This is a genomic window from Erysipelatoclostridium sp. AM42-17, from assembly GCF_003480255.1.
Lineage (GTDB): Bacteria > Bacillota_I > Bacilli_A > Erysipelotrichales > Coprobacillaceae > Faecalibacillus.
The window spans coordinates 95,731-120,930 of the sequence record NZ_QUIN01000001.1 but is presented as its reverse complement, the minus strand read 5'-3'; the positions used below and the strand labels follow the sequence as shown (position 1 = coordinate 120,930).

Here is a 25,200-nt window from a genome sequence, read left to right as displayed (position 1 = left end):
AACTTATCCTCCTTATAATGTACTGACAACATTCATCATTGGTATCACAATAGATATGTAAATTGTAATAACAAACAATGATACAAAGCCATAAATTAACGGAACAAATAGTTTTATCATTTTATTTACTTTCATTTCTATTTGTTTTGTAGAGTAAAGAATATAATCATCTAATTGAATATCATAAGTTTGATTATTCATAATCAAACTGAAAAAATGCTTAAATTCCATTTCAAAATAGTCAAATTCATTAATGACATCTTCAATACTTAGTCCTTCTAAAATATGATGATAAAGCTCATAAACAATCATTTTTATATCACTGTCATCAATTTGTTGATAGAGCGTTTCAATGATAGACAATGCGTCATAATGATTTTCTAATAGTTCATTGTAATAAATCGCAAATTTAATTGAATAATATTTTTTAATTAATTTACTCATAACATGAGTATGACTGATCAAAAAATCAATATAATCATACCTTTGCTGTTTTATTGAAAATAAAGTAAAAAAAGTAATAGACCCCAAACAAAGGAGGGTTAAAACAACTATCCAGGGTATAAATTTTAATAATATAAAAACAATTTTAACTAAGATGCTTTTTTCAATATTAAATTCAATAAATAGATTTTCTACTTGTGGTAATAAGAACACTAAAACGAAAATAGAAAAAATAACTAAAAAAACAATCATAAAAACAGGGTAAGTTAATCTTTTAACTAAAGACCTTTTTATTTCATTTCTTTTTTTACATATTTTTAAAGTTTTTAACAATGTTTCGCTTAAAGAAAAATGTAATTTAAAAAACTGATAGTACTCTAAAAAATAATGTGGCAATTTACATTTTTGTAAAGCATCATCAATACTCAATCCCTCATTCATACACTGATTTAAAGATTCAACAAATCCAATTTGATCAATAGGCTGAATAAACACGGCAATATCTTGAATATTAAACCCTTGTTCAATAAAACGAGCAAAACTTTCTAACAAATCAATAAGTTGTTCATTCATTATATACACCTAAATCGTTTAACGATTGTGTTGCTTGCTCAAAATCAAAGTATGATGTGTTATGTTTTTGAAGGAAAGAATCGATTTGTTGCTTGTTCATAAATTCCGGTAAAATAATATGTTGCCCTTTTTCATTAAAAGTCATCTTTTGAGTCATGATTCCTACTAAAACATCTTGTAAATCAATACGATTAATTCCTAAATTCTCTAAACGTTTTATTGTACTCCTACAATTACTGGCATGGATTGTCGTTAGGACAAGATGACCTGTTAAAGCACATGTCAAAGCTAAGTGTGCAGTTATTTCATCACGAATTTCTCCAATCATGATAACATCTGGATCATGTCTTAAAATTTGTTTTAGCGATTCATCATAGGTGATTCCTTGATTCTCATTAAGTTGAATTTGTAAACAATAATTTTTATCAATTTCAATAGGATCTTCAAGCGTGATAATATTACGTTGTTTTTGTTGATAAATTGTATCTAACAGTGTGTACAAGGTTGTTGACTTACCTGATCCAGTTGCACCACTAATAACAAATAAGCCATGATCCTCGCTTACAATATCAAATAAAAAATTTTGCACCTTTTTAATAGAAGTTAGCATATCAATAGATAATGATTGATGATTATTTAATATTCGAATAACGATTGTATCATCATCTTTTCCTACTAATGAAGAAACCCGCAAATTATATTTTTTCCCTTTTAAATTGTAAACTAAATGTCCTGTTTGTGGTTTATTACGATAATTCATATCAATTTTAGAAATATATCGAATATAATTGACAATCCTTTTGGCATAATCTAGCTTTAATTTTTCCCAAACAACAAGTTTTCCACTTGTTCTAAACAGTATCTTGGAATGATGACTCGCATGAATATGGATATCGGATACCCCCTTTTCAATAGCATTATAAATAAGTCTTTCATAATATTGATTCACATTCATCCCTCCTATATTTATATATAAAAAAAAGAGATGTTTTTCTTCAAAAAAATGAAAAAAAAGTTCTATTTAGATTTAAATAGAACTTAGATAAGGATTATGCTTTTTTTCATTTTGTAAAGTGCTTTGTAACCCATGTCCAGGATAAAGCACGTAATCAACTTTTATTTCTTTTATTGTATTTAGTGATTGTTGCATTTGTTTAAAGGAAGAACCAGGGAAATCACAACGCCCAATGGAATCTTTAAAAATAACATCACCTGAAAAAAGTATATGTTCTTCTTTGCATAAAATTAAGACTGAACCTTCACTATGTCCTGGTGCATGAATAATATTAAAGTAAAAATCTCCTAATGTAATCTCTTTTCCCATATGTTGAACTTTACTTTTTAAAACAAATGGTTGATTGAAATAAGATAAATTTAATTGACTATCATATACCATTTTTTCATCATCTTGATGCAAATAAACAGGAATATGATATAGATCAACAAGATAATCTACCGCTCCTATATGATCAAAATGTCCATGTGTAAGCATAATAGCAATCGGACTTAACTGATTTTGACTAAGATGCATTTGTATTATTTCTGGTTCATCACCGGGGTCAATAATGATAGCTTGATTATGTTTATAAATAATATAGCAATGACTTTGCATCATTCCTAAAGTTAATTGTATGACTTTCATATATATTCCTTTCAATGTTTAAACATATAAAAAAAATAAGCCAAAGCTTATTTTTTTTCTTTATGAACTGTTTTTTTATTACATTTTGGACAGTATTTATTTACTTCCATTCTATCTGGATGATTTCTTTTATTTTTAGTATTAATATAATTTTCTTCACCACATTCAGTACATTTTAAAATGATATTTTCTCTCATGATTACACCTCCGTATCCATAAAACTTTCGTTATACATCATATCATAAATATTTTTTAAATACTAGACTATTTTTCATTTAAACCATATTTTTCTACATATTTATCAATGATTTGATTTGAAATATAGGCTGTTGATGAACTATCACCACTTGATGCAACCGTTTGACGATAGCAAACACAAACAAAGGCAACCAATGGTTGGCTATCTTCAGTTGCTGAAATATATCCTATTTGTAAATGGTTAGGATAATCGGTTGTGTCATTTGGATCATATGTTTCTGCAGTTCCTGATTTACAATAAACGGCATATGGTTTCTCTGACCAATATTTATGAGTTGTTCCGTCACTTCTTGTTACACAGGCTCTCATCCCTTTTTTTATTTGTTGAAAAGCATCAGTCTGATTTGAAACATCATCCATGATATCTTTCTTATAAGAATAGGTAACAACATTATTGCCATTATTATCTTTTTTGAAAGAGTCAACAAGGAAATGAGGTCTTACCTTTACACCCATATTTGCAAGTGTGCATGTATATTGAGCTAATTGAATTGGAGTATATGTATCATATTGTCCAATAGCCATATCAAGAAGCATTCCTCGTTCAGTTTTACTTCCACGATATCCTAATCCCTCATTTGGTACATCTACACCAGTTTTTACACCTAATCCCAATTCTCCTAGATCTCTTCTTAATGTGGCCATCGATTTAGTAAAAGTTTCCATACTAATATTTAATGGACCATTAGGAACATAATTAAAGTTAGCTAATTTCATGACAAGTTTAAACATATAAACATTAGAAGATAGTGCCATGGCATCAACTTCATTGATATTTCCCATTGTTTTCCATGATTTTTTAGCTTTTGTATACTTAAAAACAATCGGTTCATCGACAAAGTAAGTGTTTGGAACAATCACATTTTCTTTAAACCCAGTGTATAAAGTTCCGGCTTTAGTTGTTGAACCAATTTTAACACTACTTGTATAATTTCCATAGGCAAAATCAGACACCTCGCCTGTTTCTTTATCAATTTCTTTACCTGACATCACTAAGATTTCTCCAGTATTTGGATCTATCATCATGAAATACATCTGATTAAAATACTTATTGCGTGAATTAGCAGCTTTTAATTCATTTTCGATTAAAGAATCAGAAAGTTGTTGTAATTCACTGTCAATTGATAAACGTATATTTTGCCCACTTGATCCTTCTTTAGTATTAACCCTTTTAGGATTTCCATTTTGATCATATGTTAATGTGTATGTCGAATCTCCACCACGCAAAATGTTTTCATATTGGCTTTCTAAACCAGAAATACCTACACGAGCATTATTTTGATATCCTAGTGCAAGTAATTGTTTTTTCATTTCGGCTGGTAGACCTTCTTTTTTTGTTGTAACACGTCCTAGTACCGTCTTAAGCTGATTGTTTTGTTCATTAGATCGGGTCCAATCAGTATTGACTTCAATCCCCTTTAAAAAGTTAGAATTTTCACCAATAATACTTGCTTCTTCTACACTAATCCCTTCTGCAAGTACAACTGCTCCACTCGTACAGTTATTCATTAAATATTCAAATCTAGCTTCTTCTATATCATCTTGAGACATCGCATTATTAATCATATCTTCGCTAATACGTTCAAGTTGCAAATTATAAATGACTTTTTTTTCGTTTTCTTGTCCTTGATATTTTTTTCGTTCTTGATTAGAAACTAAAGCGTCAGCTTCTTTTTTATGTTTCATTATAAAATAGTCTTTTTTATTTCTTAATGTTACGCTATTGGCATCATTATCTAATTGGATATTACGTGCTAAAAATTTAGCAATTGTTGTAATTTCTTCACTTTTAATTGATTTAGGAGCATAATAAGTAACACAAATAACATTTTTATTACCGACTAATTTAGTATAATTTCTATCATAAATTTCACCACGTGGTGCATCAGAAGTGTATGTTTGACTTCCATACGTTTCTAGTTTAACTGCCAAATCGTCAGCTTGGTGAAATTGAATATAAGCAAGTCTTGCAATTAAAACAACAATAAAAACAGCAGTAAGACAAATTAAAAAAAGAATTCTTTTGGAAATAATATTGTCAGTTTTACTATTTTGAAATTTTTGTTCTTCACTTGAACCATAAAATTTAACTTTTGAAATTTGATCTTTAAATTTAAAGGCCATACTATCTCCATCCTTTCACTTGACAATTATATTATAATTAAATTCACAAGTAAACTTAAAAACACATTTCACATGATTTCTTTAAAAAAACAAAACCCCTAAGGGTTTTGTTTTATTCAAATTCATTTGTTTTGGCAACTTCTCTAATCCATGCAGCCGATTTTTTCTCTTTACGTTTATAACCGTCATCTAAGCATACTCGAATAAATCCGTATCTATTTTTGAATGCATTGATCCATGACCAGTTATCAATAACACCCCAATAATGATATCCTAAGCAGTTTGCCCCATCTTCAATGGCTTTAGCTATCCATTCTAAGTGATCTCTAACAAATTCAATACGATAATCATCTTGAACTACACCATTTTCATCCATATATTTTTCTTCACCTTCAACACCCATTCCATTTTCTGAAATAAAGAAAGGTAAATCAGGACATTCTTTTTTGATTTTCATACCAAAATCATAGATTCCTTTAGGATAAATTTCCCATCCACGATATACATTCATTTTTCTTTCAGGCCAAATATAAGGTTTTGAAATACAAGGTAGTCCATTTTCATCAAACTTGCTATCAGGTGCTTGCACACGAGTTGGTTGATAATAGTTAAATCCTAACCAATCTACTTTACCTTGAGCTAAAATTGCTTCATCTCCAGGGCGACGATTGATTTCAACTTTCCAATCATTTTCAACTGTATCTAAAACATCTTGTGGTAAATGACCATGGGCAACAACATCTAACCACCATCTATTGTGTAATCCATCTGTCATACGTACTGCTTCTAAGTCATTAGCACTAGGATTTTCTTTTGTATATGGTGGAGCAAAACAGTTAATCATACCAATCTTAGCACCATCACATAACTTACCTTCAGCCTTTAATTTTCTAAAATTAGCCACTGCTAAACAATGTGCTAATGTAATATTATATTGAACATTAATTGATTGTTTAAAATCTTTTTGATAAGGATACCAAACACCATGTAAAAATTGTTGTTCTGGTTCAACAATTGGTTCATTAAATGTAAACCAGTATTTAACTTTACTTCCAAATTCTTCCATAGCAATTTTAACAAAATTAGCATAAGCTTCAACAACTTCTCTATTTTGCCATCCACCACGTTTAACTAAATATTCAGGCATATCAAAATGATACATATTCATAAAGATATCAATTCCATTTTCATTTGCACAGTCAATCAATTTATGGTACCATGCAGCCCCTTCAGGGTTTAGTTTACCATCTTGGTCTAATAAACGAGTCCATTGCATAGATGTTCTAAATGATTTAAAATTCAAACTTTTTAATAATTTAATGTCTTCTTCATACTTATGATACATATCATTTCCAACATACGAACCAACATTGTTAAAAAATGCGTTAATTTCCATATCAGAATACATATCCCAATATGATCTTAATCTTCCACCTACATTCCAAGCTCCTTCGGTTTGAGGCCCAGACATAGCTGCTCCAAAAAAGAAATCCTTAGGTAATTTAATTGTCATACTATTCCTCCTATTCAATTAATTTAATTATACTTGATGAACAAATATAAAGTAAATAAATAACAAAAAAAGTTCTTTGAATTTCACATTTTTTTCTTATAAAAAGAAAAAATGAAAATTATTTTCAAAGAACAATATTTTTTAAATCAGATTTTTTATCTATATCATACAATTCTAATTTATCATCTGTATAGTATTGTAAACAATCATCTAAATACTGATTGACTATTTTTCTTCCGCCTTGGTCTCCTTTTAAAGTATATAATTCATGATAATACTTGTTTGAAAAAAGAACTGGATTCCCTACTTCATTTTGATAAGCCAAAGTACATATAGAACAAGACGATTGATTAAAAGCGTCAATCATCTTGTCTAAAGTTGATGGCTTAATAAACGGTTGATCACTAACCATAAATAGCATTTGAAAAATTCCTGTTTTCAAACTTAAATAATTTAAAGCAGTTTTAATTGAATAAGAAACACCTAAATAACTTTTAGGACTTTTCAAAGTAATGATATGGGGTTCATCAATGACAAAATCATTTGCTACAATGACTACTTCAACATCTTGACGTATCTTTAATAATTTACGAATTGTATTTAAACCATAAAGATAAAGCGGTTGACCATTTATTGGATATAATAATTTATTTTCTTTAAAACGTTGACTGTTACCAGCAGCTAAATATATGATATATGTTTTATTCATCATCAATAGCAAATAATACCTTTTCAGGTGTCATAGGTAAATCCGTTAAATAGGCACCTGTAGCGCGATAAATAGCGTTAGCAATAGCTGGAGCAGGTGTATTAATGACAATTTCCCCTATTGATTTAGCTCCAAAAGGTCCTGTTGGTTCATAACTACTTTCAAATTCTACTCGTAATTTTCCCATATCTAATCGTGTTGGTATTTTATATTGCATAAATGAATTTTCGGCAATAACTCCCTTAGGAGAATATTGAACATTTTCATACAAAGCCATACCAATACCTTGGACTAATCCACCCTCTGTTTGAACCTTAGCTAAGTTAGTATTAATAACAGTACCACAATCAACAACAGCAACATAATCAAGAATATCTACTTGTCCTGTTTCTTTATCTAATTCGATTTCTACCATTCCAACCATATAGGGTGGTGGTGAAACAGGTGAAGAATGAGTGACAGTAACTTGGGTCTCAATATTATTTCCGTTCATTGATTTAAGTGAAATCTCTTTTAATGAAACAAATTCATTTGTCTTTAGATTCGTTACTCCCTTTTGATTAAAAACAACATCTTCCATGGAACAGTTTAAAATTGAACAAGCTATATGACACAGGTTGTTTTTTAGTTTTTCACAAGCTTTCTCTACTGCTTTACCTGTTACATAAGTTGTTGAAGAAGCATAAGAGCCTGAATCATAAGGTGAAATATCGCTATCAGCACCAAAAACTACAATTTGTTCAACATCACAATCCAAACATTCTGCAGCCATTTGAGCCAAAATAGTGTCACATCCTGTTCCCATATCCGCTGCGCCAATATGCAGCGTATAGAAACCTTCATCGTCTAATTTAATAGTTGCAGAACCCACATCGACACCTGAAATTCCTGAACCCTGCATAGCCATAGCAACACCTGCACTTCTTATTTTTCCATTATCCATGATACGAACTTTTGATTTATGTTGCCAATCAAATAGTTTTTTAGCGTGTTCCATGCAACGATCTAACGCACAAGCATGAGCTATTTCATTATAGTAAGCACTCATTTTTTGCCCTTGTCTTACCATATTTTTTTCTCTAATAACAACAGGATCTATATTTAAAATTCCTGCCATTTCACTTACTGCAGATTCAAGTGCAAATATTCCTTGCGTTGCTCCATATCCTCGATACGCTCCGGCAGCTTGACAGTTTGTATAAACAACATCATATGAAAATTTAAAAGCTTCTAAATTATTTGTATAAAGCGGAATTGATTTATGACCAGATAATCCCACCGTTGTAGGACCATGTTCCCCATATGCCCCACTATTAGATAATGTATAAACATCAATAGCTCGAATTGTTCCATCATTCATTGCACCTAATTTTACAGTCACTTGCATTTCATGACGAGGTGTCGCTGCTGTTTGTGATTCAGTGCGTGTATAAATCATTTTAGATGGCTTTTTAGTCATCCAAGTAACAAAAGCAGGATAAATTTCGGCGACAACAGTTTGTTTGGCACCAAAACCACCTCCTATTCGTGGTTTTTCTACACGAATCATAGACTTGGGAATTTGTAACGCATTTGCTAAAATTCGGCGACAATGGAAAACAATTTGAGTAGAAGAAATGACATGTAAACGCCCATAGGGATCAATTTCACAATATGTCCTAAAAGTTTCCATCATAGCTTGTTGATTAGCACGGGTATGATATGTTCTTTCAATAACTTGATCACACGTTTCAAAAACATGATCTAGATCACCATCACTGCATGTATCTGTTGCAACTAAATTTCTTTTATTATCAGCACCTACAGGACATAATGATTTCCAGTTATCTTCTGGATGAACTAATATTTCATTATCTTTGGCTTTGTTCATATCTAAAACAGGTGTTAAAACTTCATATTTAACTTTAATGTTTTTTAATGCTTTATTAACAATTTTTTCATTTTCACCAGCAACAATGGCTACAGCATCTCCTACAAAACGAACCCTTTGATCAAGAATTAATCGATCATATGGACTTGGTTCTGGTGCTGTTTGTCCCGCCATTGTAAAACGAGCTTGAGGGACATCTTTATATGTATAAACCGCTTCTATCCCTTCCATTTGTAAAGCTTTAGAAGTATCTATTTCTTGAATAAGGGCATGAGCATGTGGTGACCGCAATACTTTTACAATTAAGCAATTTTGATTAACAATATCATCAACATAAGCAGGTTTACCTAAAAGTAAGTTCATTGCATCTTTTTTAATTACAGGTTTTTTAATATGTTTATATTGACTCATGATGATTACCTTCTTCCTTTAAGTAAGCAATGTACCCTTTAATTCCCCGAAGCTGCCCTTCATATCCTGAACAGCGACACAAATTTCCTGCCAAAAACTCTTTAATTTCTTCATCGGTTGGATTTGGTTTTTCTTTTAACAAAGCAAGTGTATTCATCATAAATCCTGGATTACAAAAGCCACACTGTTCAGCACCTTGACTTGCAATAAAAGTAGCTAATGGTTTAGCCTCTTCTTGTAAACCTTCTAAAGTCAAAACAGTACCGTTGCAAGCTCTAACAGCAAGAACACTACACGATAAAACAGGACGGTCATTTAATAAAACTGTACATAAACCACAGTTACTTGTATCACAACCACGCTTCACGCTATAACACCCTTGTGCTCTTAAAAAATCTATTAGCAATAAATCTGGCTCTATATCTTTTGTGATTTCTTGACCATTTAAATTAAGTGTAATCTTCATCTAAGCTTCCTCCTTTTTTAACTGTAGAAAAGCTCTTTTTATTAAGACTTTAGCAATCTTTTTTCGATACTCACTAGATCCTCTTAAATTACTTCCAACAACCAGTTGTGGTATGACATAATTAACAAAATTATTAATTGAATCTTCATTAATACCTTCTTCAAAACAATGATTTTCATCTATAAAGTCAATCGCTTTTAATGGTCGTGCACCAATAATACAATAATATTCATTATTAAAATGACTCACTGCACATGTTAATATTGGAAAATCTGTTTCACTGTTTCGTTGTGATAAATAAACAATATGAAGTGGTGTTTTTTTAACAATAACGCGTACTAAAATATCTTTGCTCATTTTCATGTTAGCAAATTCACGTATAGGGACTATCCCTGTAGGATAAAGTTCAACATAAGCATCCATAGCCATAAAAATAGTTAAAACATCAGAAAAACCAAAACGTCCAAAAAGAGAACCACCGATAGTTGCTAAATTTCTAAATTGAACTCCAACAATATGTCTCATTGCCTCTTTGATAGCGCCGTGAGTATACTCATTTAATAGCGGATTAACTTCTAAATCTCTTAAATTAACCATAGCCCCGATATGTATTTCATCATCTTTTACTTCAATTTGATCTAAATTTAAATCACTTAAATCAATAGCGTAATCCACTTCACGATTCATCATTTTTAGCCAAAGCATTCCTCCTAAAATAACGCTTTTAGGTTTCACAGCATAATCATGAGCTTCTTCTATTGTTTTTGGACGAACATAATTATTAATAGTAAGCAAAGATTAAACCTCCTTATTTAACAGTATTTTTATCTTTAGGTAACAAAACGTTTAAAATAATGGCAACAAAAGCTGCAGGTACAATTCCAGATTCACCACAAATCATTTGAAATGCTTGAGGTAAATGAGCAAGAATCGCACTATTAGCACCAATACCATATCCTAATCCTAAAGCAACAGAGACAATCGTCATTGATCTTGGTGTTAGTGGTTCTTTTGTAATTAATTGAATACCTGACATTACTATAGATGAAAACATAATAACAGCGGCTCCACCTAATACTGATTGAGGCATAATAGAAACTAACGCTGCTAATTTAGGAAATAACCCACAAATAATTAAGAAAATAGCACCACACGCTAAAGCAAAGCGATTTACTATTTTTGTCATTGTAACTAGACCAACATTTTGAGAAAACGAAGTATTTGGTAAAACACCAAACATAGCAGCAAAAGAAGAACCTAAACCATCACAAACAACGCCTCCAGATAGTTCTTTATCAGTAGCTTCACGTCCCATACCACCTTCCATAACACCTGAAATATCACCAACTGTTTCAACTGCAGTAACAATAAACATAATAAGGACTGGTAAAATGGCTCTTAAATCAAAAATTGGTTTAACAGGCATAAAATTTGGTAATGCAAACCAGCTTGCTTGTGCCACTTTATCCCAATTTAATACCCATGATTTAACAAACACAGTTCCATCACTAGCCACACCTTTCGTTGAAATAAATAACGGTAAAATCATACACAATACATATCCACAAATAATACCAATTAAAACACTCGAATTACTTAGCATTCCTGTAGTTCCGTGTTTTAACGCAAGAATCACAACAAGAACAAATAAACCAATTAATAGATTTTCAACAGATCCATAATCTTTAGCAGTGCTTCCTCCACCAAACGAACCAACACCAACACTAATTAATGATAAACCTATTGAAAGAACAACCGTTCCTGTAACAATTGAAGGGAAAAAACGTCTTAATGGTTTTAATAAAAAACCTAAAACCGTTTCAAATAAACCACCTATAATACTTGCTCCCATAATGGCACCGTATCCTAAAACACCACCGCCCATTACATTAGCTACACTTTGAAAAACACCAATAAATCCAGAACTTGTTCCCATAATAATAGGTACTTTCCCACCAATTGGTCCAATTGAAAATAATTGAACAAGTGTGACAATACCAGCAATAAGCATGGCATTTTGTAATAACGAAATTTGAATGCTGGAAAATACTGCAGCATCATGCATAGCCGCACAGGCACCAGTTATAATTAAAATTGGCGTTAAGTTTCCTACAAACATGGCCAAAACATGCTGTAAACCTAAAACAATTGCTTGTTTTAAAGGAATCTTTCCTTCAAACTCATAAGGACTTGTATACTCTTTTTTTTCCATATAAACCTCCCAAATCTACACTAACCTTCCATAAAACGTAAAAATTGTAGCACATACTATTTTTTTCATCAAGATAGCATTTTATTAAAATGCTCATTTTAAATAAAAAAAGAAATATACATCATGTACATTTCTTAACTAAAATAAAGTGGAATAAATAACACATCATTACTTCCACCACAAATCATACCTAATTTAGCACCTTCGTTATTATTTAGTTCATAGTGTTTTTTAGTAATATGTTGCGTTTTTAAAGCATCTAAAATAACTTGATGTTCAATACTGCCACCGCCAATTGAACCAATAATGGAAGTATCTTGAGTGACAAACATCGTGCTTCCTACATTTCGAGGTGTTGATCCTGTTTTCTTCGTAATAATGCAAAGTACACCATCTTGATGAACATTTAATAACTCTTTAGAAATACTTGAATATTGATATTTATTTTTTATATCAATAATTTCTGCCATAATACTGATTGCTATTTCACCAGGTGTGACAGCATGAATATCTAAGCCAATAGGTGCATGAACACGATTTATTAAATCTTGACTATATCCTTCGTTTAATAAATCATCAAATGTTTTTTTGACCTTTTTTCGACTGCCAATCATTCCTACATATAGGCTTTCTATATCAATAACTTTCTTTAAACATAATTTATCATCTTTGTGACCTCTCGTCACAATGACAAAACATGTATTTTTCTCATTTGGAAAATAACGCTGTGCATCATGGTAAGAAATACAATGAACTTCATTCGCTTCCGGAAATAATTTTTCATTAGCAAACTCAATTCTATCATCAATAACAATTGTATAAAAATCTAACAATTGTGCTATTTGACAAACATATTGTGAAACATGTCCCGCCCCTAATATAACTAAATGTGGCTGTGCAACAAACCAATTTGAATTAATCAAACTTAAATCGTATTGTTCTTCAATCATTTTTGCCATGACTTTTTGATATAAACCATTAGCCTCATTAACTTGAATAAGAATCTTTTTATTCATTAGTGCCAGCTTTTTTAAATATATTTTAATAAGTTGATCAATCATGAAAATCGTAACTAAATCGTTTTCGTTATAATTTGTTTCATTTAAAAACTGTTCGTAACCGTGAATAACATCTTTAATTGGCTTACCTAATGCAAAAAAAGAAGTTATTAAAATAATTGTATCTGTATTTGGTAGAATAACTGGCTCATCATTTCTTGGATACTTTGCTGGTAATCCTTTAGAACCATCTGCTTCTATTAAAATAATATCTATTTCATTTTTTAATTGATTAATCAAATTATGATCAAGTGAGGTAATTTTATTATTTTCTGATAATTGTCCCGCATGGCAATATCCTTTTTCATTGATACATGACATGATTTGTTGATAGGTTGGATTAACCAAAGTATCTTCTTCAATCTTCATATGAGTCGATGTTGTTATTAATACCGTTTTATTTTCACTTATATATTGATCTTTTAATTCTTTAATTTTAGTTGTTTTTCCACCAGAACCAATCACACTAATAATCATTTTAAATCCTCACTTATTTCTCTAATTGCTTGAATAAATACCTTAATCTGTTCTTCAGTATTAACAAATGCAGGCGACACGCGAATAATGCCCGTTTTGACCGTGTTTAAACGTTGATGCATCAAAGGTGCACAATGGGCTCCACAACGGACAGCAATCTGGTATTTTTCACTCAAAAGATCACCAACTTTTAAGCTATCCATTCCTTTAATATTAAAAGCTACAATAGGAGCATGATTATGATATAAATCACTATAAAGAATGACAGAGTCATTTTTCTTTAATTCCTGTTCTAATAATTTAATTAGTTTATTTTCCCTTTCATAAATCATTTCTCTATGCTTTAAAAAATAACTTATTCCTGCATTTAATGAAGCAATTCCTGTAATATTACAAGATCCTGCTTCTAGTTTTTCTGGATAATAATGACTTTGAAAATGATCAAATGAATTCATACCTGACCCACCAGATAATAATGGCTCTATGTCAATGGCATGACTTAAACAAATCCCCCCAATACCAGCATTACCTAATAAACCCTTATGTCCACTAAAACATAATATATCTATATTTTCATTAACCATATCAACATCAATATGCCCTGCACTTTGCGCTACATCACACATCATTAAAATTTGATTTTCATGAGCTAATTGTCCAATTTCTTTTATTGGATAAAACTCACCTGTTACATTTGAACTGTGAGTCACAATAATAAGTTTGGTAGTGTCATTTATTTCTTTTTTGATTTTATCAACTTTAGGTTCTGTGATTGAAAGTTGAATTAAGCCATCAGATTGTAATTGATATAAAGGTCTTAAAACACTGTTATGTTCAGCATAAGTTGTAATAACATGATCTCCCTTTTTTAAGATTCCTTTAATACAAGTATTCAAACTTTCAGTATTTCCACTATTAAAAATAACAAATCCCTGTAAAGGAACATGAAATAATTTTTTTACTTGTTGTCTTGTTTGATAAAGCAAACGACTTGCTTGTAAAGATGATTGAAAAGTAGAACGGTTGGCATTAGAACAAGTATTCATACAATTAAGAACAGCTTGTTGAACTTCATTTATTTTAGGAAAACTGGTTGCCGCATGATCAAGATAAATCATATTTTTCCCTCTTTAAATGTAAAATAGCTTCTACAACACCACCTGCAATACATCTTGCTTTATCAGAAATAGTAAAACAATTTTGATATTCGTTAACCCTTGGATCAATATCTGCCATTTTAAATCCTTTTGTTACCACATAATTTTCTTTAATTAAACCACGTAATAAACCATCTAAAGTTGCATAAATAGGTGTTTTGTCAACATAGGCAATGATCTCGCCTTTTTTTACAATATCAGTTATCTTTTTTACATGTTTTACTTTACCACTACATGGAGAATGAATGACACGCTCTTTTCCATAACCTTGAATCAATCCTGGTACCCCGGTATTATTTATCGCTGTACCTTGATAAATAATACGACCCAATTGGTGTCCTCGCATTGTTTCGATCACTGCATCTACATCTTTGCCTGCTTCAAATCCTGGTCCTAAACCAACGGTAATTGGCGCCATATCTTTTTTAGTTCCTAAGTTCTTTTTGGCAAGAATAGCATCCACAACAGCCAAAGGTTTGAGTTCTTGAATAATTGTTCCTTCAGGGTCAATAAACAAAGTTAATTGATGTCTTGATAATAGGCTCTTTACTTCATCTCTATCATGCGCTAAATAGCAGGTTAAATTTTCAACTGTTTTTTTTGTATCATAAATAGCTTCACAAAAAGCAACATTTCTTCTAATTGCACTTGGTTTAGCAACTTCCAATATTAAAACATCAAAACCACATTGATAAAGCTTATAAATTGTTCCTGTAGCAATATCGCCACCACCTCTTACAATAATCAAGTTATTCATATTCATTAAGGCTTAATGATTTTTTTTGCCTTTTCCATCCTTTCAACAATGTCGTACATATTAGTAACACTTCCTACCGCTAACATTTCTTTACGCTTAAAAAAATCTAAACATGTTCCACAACTTACAATTTCTACACCTTGACTTTCTAAATATTTTAAATCATTTAAAATGTCCCCTTTTGTTGTTGTTAACTTGACTCCTTCATTATAGAAAATCATCTCACTAGGTAATTGATCTTGTTTAGTTAATGCAAAAATAAAAGATTTCATCAAAATAGCACCTAATTCTGCGTTGCTTCCCATAACATGGCTTGAAAAGACAATAATATTTCCAGTTACTTTATTTTCAATAATATCTCCTTCAATCTTTCCTGTTGAAATGATTGCAAAATAATCACTTTCTTGTTTACCAGTTTGTATTTGATATTGACGAACTCTAGCAAATTTAGTTAAATTTTCTATTGCTATTTCATTATCAACCAATACTTTGACTTCTTGATTTTCTTTTAATAATTCTTTTGTTTTTACAACAGGTAAAGGACATTCTAGTCCTCTTGCATCTAATAATTTCATTATTCTACCTCACATATATATCAAATTGATCTTTTTTAATTACTTTTCCAATGATATAACACTGATAGCCTTTCTTTTTAAAGTCTTCAATAATCATATCTACATCTTCTTCTTGTACACTAGCAAGCAAGCCCCCACTCGTTTGCGGATCGTATAAAATTTCTTCCAAAATAAAATTCTCTTTATCAAAGTAAACTTTGTCCTCAACAGCATGCCGATTTTGTTGGGCTGCACCTGTCAAATAGAATTCATTAACATAATACGGACAATCTTTAAAATAAGGAATCTTATTTTTATCTATAACAGCACTTTTTTGATGATTGAGCATCTCATCTAGATGAACTAACAAACCAAATCCGGTAACATCAGTTAAAGCATGAATACGATATTTTTTCAATAAATCATAGGCATATTTATTTAAAAGCGTCATACTTTGATAAACTTCATCTAGCATGTCTTTGCTGGCATCATTTAATCTTGCAGCATTGAGGGTCAATCCTACGCCTAATTTCTTTGTTAGTATTAAAACATCATTTTCTTGGACGTCTTTATTAGACAAAATACGGTGCGGATCAACCATCCCCGTTACACTTAAACCATATTTTGTTGACTCATCACGAATTGAGTGACCACCTGCTAAGGTAACATGAGCCTCTTTTAACTTGTCATTACCACCCTCAATGATTTTACCTAAAATATTGAGATCATCATGATCATTAAAACAAACAATATTTAAAGCTGTCAGCGGTGTCCCACCCATTGCATAAATATCACTTAATGCATTTGTAGCAGCAATTTGTCCAAATAAATAAGGATCTTCTACCATAGGCGGAAAAAAATCTAGTGTAGAAACAATCGCCTGATGTTCATTAATTTGATAAACGGCACCATCATCATGACTATCAAATCCTACTAATAATTGATCACTAGGATACTTATCTATTTTTTCTAAAATATGACTTAATTTTTTAGCACCTAACTTAGCACTGCAACCGCCACTTTTACAATACAATTTATCTTTCATCAAAACATCACCTCAACTATTTTTTCATATTTTATCTGATGATCTTTTAAATATTTTTGCCATGCAATTTTGTCATGATAGTGACATGAAAAACACATACCACAACCTGCATCAACAATACTTGGTTTAGGTATAAGGCGACCTTGATCTTGATTGACAATGGCATCTAAAGCCATTGCTTGATCTAGTGAATAAAAAGTAATAAGTAAATATTTTTGTTTATTCATCTTCAAATATCTCCTTAAACTTTTGTTTTGCATAATCTTCAACATCATTTACAAACAATTGATATTTATCTAACAACACTTTTCCTTCATCACTCAATCTACTACTCCCGCCATTTTTACCACCTGTAACACGATATATCAAATCCATATCTAAATCTTTTTCTGCTCGATTTAATATTTTCCACGCTTTAGAATTAGACATTTTCATATCTTTATAAGCACCAGATAATGAACCAAACTCTTTTGTTTTGTTCATTAATTGAACAACTCCTTTGCCAAAATCAGGATGCTCATTATAAATTCTTATTTTTAAATCAAAATGTTTAGGATTTTTATACATATTTTACCTTGATAATCCACAATGAGGGAATGTACAAACAGGACAATTTAAACATAGCCCACCTTCTCCAAGGGATGCTAGTTCATCACTCGTAATGGGATCATCTGCTACTATACGTGGTAAAACAATATCAAATATCGTTCTTTTAGAATACATAACACAACCAGGCAATCCTAAAATAGGTGTTTTATTTTTATAACTTAGTAAAAACATTGCTCCAGGTAAAACTGGTGCGCCATAACTTACTATCTTGGCACCGCTATTTTTGATAGCCAAAGGAGTTTTATCATCTGGATCAACTGACATTCCACCAGTACAAATAACCATATCAACTCCTTGTGCTAAAGCTTCATTGATTTTACTTGTAGTCATTTGATGATCATCTAAAGATAAACTATGATAAACCACCTCAACATCATATTCCTTTAATTTGTCAATAATAACAGGTGTAAAAGTATCTTTTATTCTTCCTTTATAAACTTCTGAACCAGTTGTGATAATAGCCGCTGTTTTAAACTTATAGGGTTTGATTTGTAAAATAGGATGATTAATCAAGGAACTGACTTCTTCCATTTTATTTTTTTCGATAACAAGAGGAATAATACGCATTCCAGCAAGTTTATCTCCCTTTTTAACAGGCATATTACCCCTTCTTGTCGCAATCATCATTTCACCAAATCGATTGACTTTAAGCAATTCTTCACGATTCACTTTAAATAAACCATCTATTTGACTTGTCAGTTCTATTTTTCCTTCACTGATGTCACTTTTGTCCATATAATCATTAAAACATAACTTACATAACACTTCAACAGCATCATTTTCATGCATCATATTTTCATTTTTTTCAAAAACATAAAGATTTTCTTTTCCTAAATTTAATAAAACCTCAATATCTTCTTTTTTAATAATATGTCCTTTTTTAAAACGTGGACCCTTAACTTGGTCTTTAACAATTTGTGTTATATCGTGACATAATACATGTCCAATTGCGTCAACAGTTTTAATCTGTTTCATATCCATAACCTCTATTTATTGATAGTAAAACCATATTTCTCAAATAATTTTAAAGATGACTTATCTTGAATAAATTTAACAAACTTTTTAGCTTCTTTTGAATGTTTGCTTGTAGATAATTGAGAAACTGGATAAATGACAGGTTCATCTAATAAATCGTTACTGCATGTAGCAAGAACTTTAACATCATTGGTACTTTTAGCATCAGTTGAATAAACAATACCTACTTCACTTGAGGAGTTAGCAACCCAATTTAATACTTCTGTTACATTTCCACCTAAGCTATAACGACTAACTAATTGATCATAGACACCTAAATGAGTTAATGCCATTTTTGCATATTGACCAGCAGGAACTACATCAGGATCTCCAATTGCTATGGTACTTGCTTTAGTAAGATCATTAAAATCTTTTACATTTGTTTCAGTTTTTTTTCCAGTAATTAAAACAAGTTTATTTTCTAATAAATTAATAACATCTTTAGAATCAATGTATTTTTCATCAACTAAAGCATTCATTTGTTTTGTTGCTGCAGAAAAGAAAACATCTGCTTTTAATCCTTGTTCAATCTGAATTTGTAATTTTCCACTGCTATCATAAACACCTTGAATTTTAATTTGAGGATTTTCCTTTTCAAATTGAGGAATAAGCTCATCTTCAAATATATTTTCTAGACTTGCTGCTGCGGCTAAAGTCAAAGTTACCTTTTTTTGCTTAGACTGTGATTTTGTAGAACAACCACATAAAGTCACAATCAATAATAAACTACACATTAAACTTAATACTTTTTTCATTTCTCTAATCTCCCTTTTTTTATTTTTAATATATTGCTACACATGAATTCCATCTCTTGAGGACTATGTGAAACAAACAAACATGGTTTATGATATCCCTGTAATTTGGATTTAGTTTCATTTAGTAGTGTTTCCTTTAGTTCGGCATCCAAAGCACTAAAAGGCTCGTCTAATAAAACAAGTTTTGTATCATATACAAGTAGTCTAGCTAATGCAACTCTTTGTTTTTGTCCTCCACTTAATTGACGTGGATATCTCGAAGAAAGTGCTTCAATGTGAAAATCTTTCATTATTTGTTTAACTTTTTCATCAATGATTGCTTTTTTTTCATGATGAGCCTTTAAAGGAGCTGCTATATTTTGATAAACCGTCATATTATTGAATAAAGCATAACTTTGAAACATATAACCAATTTTTCTTTTTTGAACTGGTAAATTAATTTTAAGTTCACTATCAAATAAAACTTGACCATCTAAAACAATTCTTCCAGCATCAGGTTTCATAATTCCTGCAATGCACTTTAGAATCATACTTTTACCACTTCCACTAGGTCCCGTTAATCCTAAATAATTTTCACAGGCAGTGAAATTAACATCTAAATCATATTCAGCAAGTTTTTTAAAAATTTTTACTTCTAGTTTCATTTAATAACTCCTTTTTTTCTTGACATAATACTGATAAATATTAACAAGAACTACAGCTAATAAACAAATCGTAACAATAATAAACACATAAATACTTGCCTCATTCATGTTTCCTGACATCACTTCACTATAAACAGCTAAAGGTAAAGTTCTTGTTTTATCAACAATATTTCCAGCAAGCATGGCAGTCGCACCAAATTCTCCTAGTCCTCTAGCAAAAGCTAAAACACCTCCACTAATGATGCCAGGCATAGCATCAGGAAGAATAACTGTAAAGAAAATTCTCCTTTGTGACATGCCTAATGTTTTACCAGCATCAATCAAATCCTGATCAACCTGTTCTATAGCACCTTTAGCACTACGGTACATTAATGGAAAAGAAATAGCAACAGCTGCAATGACTGTAGCTGAAAAACTAAATACAATTTTATAGTGAAAAACTTGTATAAAAAATCTGCCTACTGGTTGATTAACACCAAAAATCATTAATAAGAAAAACCCCATAACTGTTGGTGGTAAAACTAAAGGCAATGTAAATAAACCATCCAAAATAATCTTAGTTAAATCATATTTACGATTTAATGTCCACCTTGCTAAAAACAATCCTAAAAAAAATGTAATAATAATCGTTATAGTTGCTGTTTTTAAAGAAATCCAAAATGGTGATAAATCAATCATGTCGACCACACTCATGCTCTCTATCTTTCAAAATATTTAATCCATGTTTTAAAGATGATTCAATAATATCTAGACTTTCTTTTACAGCTTTTAAACTTCCGGGTAAATTAACAATCAATGTTTGATTCCTTATTACACTTACCCCCCGAGATAACATTGCTCGTGGTGTATATTTCATTGATTCATAGCGTAATGCTTCACTGATTCCAGGTACATTTTTTGTAGCGATAGCTCGTGTTGCTTCAGGAGTAACGTCGCGCACGCTTAACCCTGTACCACCAGTAGTGATAATTAAATCATTTTGACAGCGATCACTCAAATTAATAAGTTCTTTTTCTATTATTTTTTGTTCATCGGGTAAAACTTGTAAACTTGTGACCAAATAGCCATGCTTAGTTAAATAATCTTGAATATAGGGACCACTTAAATCTTCTCTCAACCCTTGACTTGCTTTGTCTGATAATGTCACAACTGCCACTCGAAATCGTTCATCATGATTTTCAATAACCTTTATTTTATCGTGAACATGAACCATTCCTCCAAGCAATACCCTAGCAAAAACACCATGAGTTGGCATAATACAATGGCCAACTTGATGATAAATTGCACAATGGTGATGGCAACTTTTTCCAATCTGAGTCAATTCTAATAAAACTTCTCCTATTTGAATTCGAGTACCCACCGTTAGTTTTGTAAAATCAATACCAGAAACTAACATATTTTCACCAAAGGCACCATCTTCAACCAATGCTCCCTCTTGCTTAAATTCTTCTCTGGTTTGATAAGACAACAATGAAACTTGTCGATGCCAATTGCCTGCATGAGCATCACCATCCAAACCATAATTTTCAATAAAACGTACTTGGTCAACGGGTATTTTTGCAGTTCCCTTCTTTTTAGAAACACATAAAGCCATTACTTGTTTTTCCAATGATAATCACCACTCTTTCCACCACTTTTGCTTACAAGATGAATATCTTGTATTTCCATATCTTTGCTTACGGCTTTACACATATCATAAATAGTAAGCAAAGCGACACTGACACCATGAAGAGCTTCCATTTCGACACCGGTTTTACCCTCACATGCCACTAAACACATTGCTTCAATAGTCTGACTTTGATGATAAATATGAAAATCTATTGATACTTTATTAATCATTAAAGGATGACACAAAGGAATAAGGTCACTTGTTTTTTTTACGCCCATAATTCCTGCTATACGAGCAACTGACAAAACATCCCCTTTACTCATTGAATTGTTTTCAATTTTATCAATAATGTCCTGATTAACTCTAATTTGTCCACAAGCTAATGCTTGACGTGATGTAACTTGTTTAGGTGAAACATCTACCATGACTGCATTTCCTTGACTATCAAAATGACTAAATTCCATATTAACCTCCTATTTCATTCATTTTTGTTAAACTTTTACCCTCTTCAAAATGATGTTCTTTAGGCTTTAAATTAATTGCTTTTTTAAATTGTCTAATTAATTCTTCTTCATTATCAACAAAGCCTTTCAAATCGATAGTGTTGTTATAAAATAAGCATGGCTTAAGTTGACCTGTACTTGTAAGTCGCATACGATTACAGTTGAAACAAAATTTATGGTTGAGGGCATCAATAAAGCCAATGTAACCTAGATATCCTTGAAGTTTAATGTAATAAGCAGGTCCATTACCTAATTGTTGGTTCACTACATGGTATTGAAAATGATGACAATAATCTATTATTTGTTGGTAATGATTTGTTCTCTTTTCTTGATTTAACGGCATCATTTCAATAAATCTTAAACAAATATCTTTATCTTTAACAAAAGATAATAGCGATTGTAATCTTTTAAGATGAAATGTATCATCTACAACACAATTAATTTTAACAGGTATTTGAATATGATAAGCATAAAGAATGTTATCAAGGACTTTTTGAAGACAATCCTGTTTTGTTAGCAAAAAATACTCATTTTCATCTAGTGTATCAAGTGAAAAATTAATAGCATCAATATCTATGTTTTTTAAATAATTTAAATCTTGTTTAGTAAAAAGAGAACCATTTGTAGTTAAAGTTACTGATTGAACACCCTTTATTTTTTTCAAAGAGGAAATTAAATAAAGATACCCTTTTCTTTGTGTCGGTTCACCACCAGTAATTTTAAATTTAGTAATTCCAACTTTAATAGCCGCCTTAACAATCTTAATGAGATCTTCATAACTTAAAATATCATGATGAGATAAATGAGATGGGTAATCAACTTTGCAGTATGAACATTGATAATAACAACGATCGGTAATCGATATGCGTAAATAATCTATTTCTCTTTGAAATGAATCCTTCATAGTGCTCCTTCCGTTATTCTCGTTCAAGAATAACCATCACCTAATAATTTAAACGATAAATAAAAAAAATTCAACAAATCAAAAATAATTTGTTGAATTTTCGTTTTGTTATAAAAGATTATTTAAAATAATCTTCTTATTTCATATTTTTTATCTTCATGTATAAAATGAGTTAAATCTGTTATCTTGACAACGTGTTGAGGATGATTACCTTTACAAGTTTCACCTTCACCCATTGCTTCTACTACTTTACTATTTCCTATATAAATACCAATATGTCCATAACTTTGTTCATTACCCAAAGCAATAACATCACCTGGAATCATATCATCAATATCTCTAATTTTTGTACCTAAAGAGGCATATCCATTTGCTGTTAAACGATCAATTTTAATACCACTATGATTCATAACCCAATAAACAAGACCTGAGCAATCAAACATATCTTCGCCTGTCGCTCCCCAATAATAACGACACCCTAACTTAGATTGAGCATTTTCACTAATCTTATCACCAAAATCTTTTAATTTATATTTTTCAGCAAGTTTACTCTTCAATGAATTAATAATGGTATTTCTTTGATCAACAAATTGACTATCATAATCAATTTCTAAAATATCATTATATGTATTTTTATTTTCAGTTGTCAAAACAGGCTCATTAAATGAGATATCTTTTTTATATAATGAATCTAATGTTGTATATGTCCAAGATAATATTTTATCTTTGGGCGTTTTAAACGCATTTAATGAAGTTATCATTTGTGGTGTTTCACTTTGACATAAAGTATACGTTATTTGTTGGTGCCATTCTACTTCATCTAATATCTTGTTCATCTAATATCTTGTTTGCCTGTGTTTTCAACTGAGTATAATGATGAGGTTTTGTAGGATATTCTGGAATACCTGCTAGTAGTCCTTTTCTAGCAAGACGACAATATTCACTAAATTTCCAAGTATCTTTTGTATTATTAATTGATCTTAAATACTTTTCATAACCTACTTGTGATAAATAATTGTGTTTATATACCTTACATTTTTCATTGTATTCATCCAACAACGCTTGTGCTTTGCTTTGTGTTAATAAGTCATTTTTATAATTTTCAAATGCTTCTTGAGTTGTTTCTTCTTTTGTTTGTCCATTCACTCGATAATAGATATTATCGACATGTGATTTTATAGAAGTTTCAAAAAACTCATCTTTATTTTTTAATGAATTTAAAAATTGAGAAAAGTAATTTTTAAATATTTCATTATCATTAAGTCCTGACTTTTCATCATATTGACTATAAGTTTTATAAGCACTATAAGCTTCTTTCCAATAGTTATGAGTAAGCTGTGTATTATATATTGGTGTATCATAAATTATTTTTTTAGTAAGTTGTTTTTTTGAAATTTTTTCATGATGATAACTATAAGTAGGTAATGAATAATCTTTTGCATAAATAGTATTCATTGTTGGATCTGGTATCACTCTACATTCTTTTTTTATTTGTTCATAACTTTTATTAGAAAGCTGATATTGATAATAAGAATGTTCATTGATAAAATCATCGTTGATTTCATTCATAACAGCTGCGGTTTTCTTTTCATTTTCTATGTAGTATTTTGAAAATTGTGACATTTTTTGATTAATGTCATCTTCGGTAATTTGAGTCAATGACGACAATTCTCTTTCAGCTTGCGTCATTTTATCACTTTCACTAGCAAATGTAGTATTAAGTGTTATTACAGCAATCAAAGAAAAAAAGACAACAAATTTTATCAAGTTACATTTTCTTTTATTAAAGTTCAATTTCAATCACTCCATATATAATCTATGTCCATCTTTATAAATTAAAAATACTATATCACAGGTCATTGTAAAATTTTGTTACTTTCGCTGTAACAAAA

At 30.6% G+C, this 25,200-nt stretch carries 27 protein-coding genes; all 27 read right to left on the bottom strand.

The window, feature by feature from the left end:
- Window positions 1-12 precede the first annotated feature (12 nt).
- Window positions 13-1,017 (bottom strand): type II secretion system F family protein, encoded by a 1,005-nt coding sequence (locus tag DW911_RS00615; protein WP_118607349.1) that lies wholly within the window; start codon window positions 1,015-1,017, stop codon window positions 13-15.
- A complete protein-coding gene (locus DW911_RS00610; RefSeq protein ID WP_118430968.1) occupies window positions 1,010-1,972 on the bottom strand; it encodes an ATPase, T2SS/T4P/T4SS family in 963 nt (320 codons plus the stop codon). The genes DW911_RS00615 and DW911_RS00610 overlap by 8 nt, the downstream gene beginning before the upstream one ends.
- A 72-nt stretch (window positions 1,973-2,044) precedes the next feature.
- Window positions 2,045-2,659 (bottom strand): MBL fold metallo-hydrolase, encoded by a 615-nt coding sequence (locus tag DW911_RS00605; protein ID WP_118607348.1) that lies wholly within the window; start codon window positions 2,657-2,659, stop codon window positions 2,045-2,047.
- 47 nt (window positions 2,660-2,706) lie between these two features.
- Entirely contained in the window at window positions 2,707-2,856 is a 150-nt protein-coding gene (gene rpmG, locus DW911_RS00600; RefSeq protein ID WP_118430964.1) for a 50S ribosomal protein L33, read from the bottom strand.
- A gap of 67 nt (window positions 2,857-2,923) precedes the next feature.
- On the bottom strand, window positions 2,924-5,041 hold the full coding sequence (locus DW911_RS00595; protein ID WP_118430962.1) for a penicillin-binding transpeptidase domain-containing protein: 2,118 nt from the start codon (window positions 5,039-5,041) through the stop codon (window positions 2,924-2,926).
- A gap of 112 nt (window positions 5,042-5,153) precedes the next feature.
- The gene (locus tag DW911_RS00590) at window positions 5,154-6,554 is read right to left on the bottom strand and encodes a glycoside hydrolase family 1 protein (protein WP_118607347.1); all 1,401 of its coding nucleotides are present in this window, start codon (window positions 6,552-6,554) and stop codon (window positions 5,154-5,156) included.
- Window positions 6,555-6,678: 124 nt separating this feature from the next.
- Window positions 6,679-7,266, bottom strand: a complete 588-nt coding sequence (locus DW911_RS00585) for a nucleotidyltransferase family protein (protein WP_118430958.1) — start codon at window positions 7,264-7,266, stop codon at window positions 6,679-6,681.
- On the bottom strand, window positions 7,256-9,544 hold the full coding sequence (locus DW911_RS00580) for a xanthine dehydrogenase family protein molybdopterin-binding subunit (RefSeq protein WP_118607346.1): 2,289 nt from the start codon (window positions 9,542-9,544) through the stop codon (window positions 7,256-7,258). Before DW911_RS00580 ends, DW911_RS00585 begins: the two co-directional genes overlap by 11 nt.
- The gene (locus DW911_RS00575; RefSeq protein ID WP_118430955.1) at window positions 9,531-10,010 is read right to left on the bottom strand and encodes a (2Fe-2S)-binding protein; all 480 of its coding nucleotides are present in this window, start codon (window positions 10,008-10,010) and stop codon (window positions 9,531-9,533) included. The genes DW911_RS00580 and DW911_RS00575 overlap by 14 nt, the downstream gene beginning before the upstream one ends.
- Window positions 10,011-10,805, bottom strand: coding sequence for an FAD binding domain-containing protein (locus tag DW911_RS00570; RefSeq protein WP_118607345.1), 795 nt, complete (start codon window positions 10,803-10,805; stop codon window positions 10,011-10,013).
- 13 nt (window positions 10,806-10,818) lie between these two features.
- Window positions 10,819-12,222: a uracil-xanthine permease family protein gene (locus DW911_RS00565; RefSeq protein ID WP_118430951.1), complete on the bottom strand. Its 1,404-nt coding sequence runs from the start codon at window positions 12,220-12,222 to the stop codon at window positions 10,819-10,821.
- A 134-nt stretch (window positions 12,223-12,356) separates the two neighbouring features.
- Window positions 12,357-13,757 (bottom strand): selenium cofactor biosynthesis protein YqeC, encoded by a 1,401-nt coding sequence (gene yqeC / locus DW911_RS00560; protein ID WP_118607344.1) that lies wholly within the window; start codon window positions 13,755-13,757, stop codon window positions 12,357-12,359.
- Complete coding sequence (locus DW911_RS00555) at window positions 13,754-14,875, bottom strand: aminotransferase class V-fold PLP-dependent enzyme (RefSeq protein ID WP_118430947.1); 1,122 nt, start codon at window positions 14,873-14,875, stop codon at window positions 13,754-13,756. The genes yqeC and DW911_RS00555 overlap by 4 nt, the downstream gene beginning before the upstream one ends.
- Complete coding sequence (yqeB, locus tag DW911_RS00550) at window positions 14,862-15,671, bottom strand: selenium-dependent molybdenum cofactor biosynthesis protein YqeB (RefSeq protein WP_118431185.1); 810 nt, start codon at window positions 15,669-15,671, stop codon at window positions 14,862-14,864. Before yqeB ends, DW911_RS00555 begins: the two co-directional genes overlap by 14 nt.
- Before the next feature lie 5 nt (window positions 15,672-15,676).
- Window positions 15,677-16,246, bottom strand: a complete 570-nt coding sequence (gene yedF / locus DW911_RS00545) for a sulfurtransferase-like selenium metabolism protein YedF (protein WP_118430945.1) — start codon at window positions 16,244-16,246, stop codon at window positions 15,677-15,679.
- A 4-nt stretch (window positions 16,247-16,250) separates the two neighbouring features.
- On the bottom strand, window positions 16,251-17,270 hold the full coding sequence (gene selD, locus DW911_RS00540) for a selenide, water dikinase SelD (RefSeq protein ID WP_118607343.1): 1,020 nt from the start codon (window positions 17,268-17,270) through the stop codon (window positions 16,251-16,253).
- Window positions 17,270-17,497 carry a DUF3343 domain-containing protein gene (locus tag DW911_RS00535; protein WP_158575428.1) on the bottom strand — a complete coding sequence of 76 codons (228 nt, stop codon included), beginning with the start codon at window positions 17,495-17,497 and terminating at the stop codon, window positions 17,270-17,272. The genes selD and DW911_RS00535 overlap by 1 nt, the downstream gene beginning before the upstream one ends.
- Entirely contained in the window at window positions 17,490-17,837 is a 348-nt protein-coding gene (locus DW911_RS00530; RefSeq protein ID WP_118430939.1) for a winged helix-turn-helix domain-containing protein, read from the bottom strand. The genes DW911_RS00535 and DW911_RS00530 overlap by 8 nt, the downstream gene beginning before the upstream one ends.
- 3 nt (window positions 17,838-17,840) lie before the next feature.
- The gene (locus tag DW911_RS00525) at window positions 17,841-18,854 is read right to left on the bottom strand and encodes a molybdopterin-binding protein (RefSeq protein ID WP_118430937.1); all 1,014 of its coding nucleotides are present in this window, start codon (window positions 18,852-18,854) and stop codon (window positions 17,841-17,843) included.
- Window positions 18,855-18,865: 11 nt separating this feature from the next.
- On the bottom strand, window positions 18,866-19,648 hold the full coding sequence (gene modA, locus DW911_RS00520; protein ID WP_118430935.1) for a molybdate ABC transporter substrate-binding protein: 783 nt from the start codon (window positions 19,646-19,648) through the stop codon (window positions 18,866-18,868).
- Window positions 19,645-20,292 (bottom strand): ATP-binding cassette domain-containing protein, encoded by a 648-nt coding sequence (locus tag DW911_RS00515; RefSeq protein WP_118430933.1) that lies wholly within the window; start codon window positions 20,290-20,292, stop codon window positions 19,645-19,647. Before DW911_RS00515 ends, modA begins: the two co-directional genes overlap by 4 nt.
- Window positions 20,293-20,970, bottom strand: coding sequence for a molybdate ABC transporter permease subunit (gene modB / locus DW911_RS00510; protein ID WP_118430931.1), 678 nt, complete (start codon window positions 20,968-20,970; stop codon window positions 20,293-20,295). It abuts the gene before it with no gap.
- On the bottom strand, window positions 20,963-21,901 hold the full coding sequence (locus tag DW911_RS00505) for an MOSC domain-containing protein (RefSeq protein WP_199588997.1): 939 nt from the start codon (window positions 21,899-21,901) through the stop codon (window positions 20,963-20,965). Before DW911_RS00505 ends, modB begins: the two co-directional genes overlap by 8 nt.
- Complete coding sequence (moaC, locus tag DW911_RS00500; protein ID WP_118430929.1) at window positions 21,886-22,365, bottom strand: cyclic pyranopterin monophosphate synthase MoaC; 480 nt, start codon at window positions 22,363-22,365, stop codon at window positions 21,886-21,888. Before moaC ends, DW911_RS00505 begins: the two co-directional genes overlap by 16 nt.
- Window position 22,366: 1 nt before the next feature.
- Entirely contained in the window at window positions 22,367-23,308 is a 942-nt protein-coding gene (locus DW911_RS00495; RefSeq protein WP_118430927.1) for a GTP 3',8-cyclase MoaA, read from the bottom strand.
- A 122-nt stretch (window positions 23,309-23,430) separates the two neighbouring features.
- On the bottom strand, window positions 23,431-24,144 hold the full coding sequence (locus tag DW911_RS00490; RefSeq protein ID WP_118430925.1) for a C40 family peptidase: 714 nt from the start codon (window positions 24,142-24,144) through the stop codon (window positions 23,431-23,433).
- Entirely contained in the window at window positions 24,125-25,102 is a 978-nt protein-coding gene (locus DW911_RS00485; RefSeq protein ID WP_118430923.1) for a hypothetical protein, read from the bottom strand. The genes DW911_RS00490 and DW911_RS00485 overlap by 20 nt, the downstream gene beginning before the upstream one ends.
- Window positions 25,103-25,200: the final 98 nt, after the last annotated feature.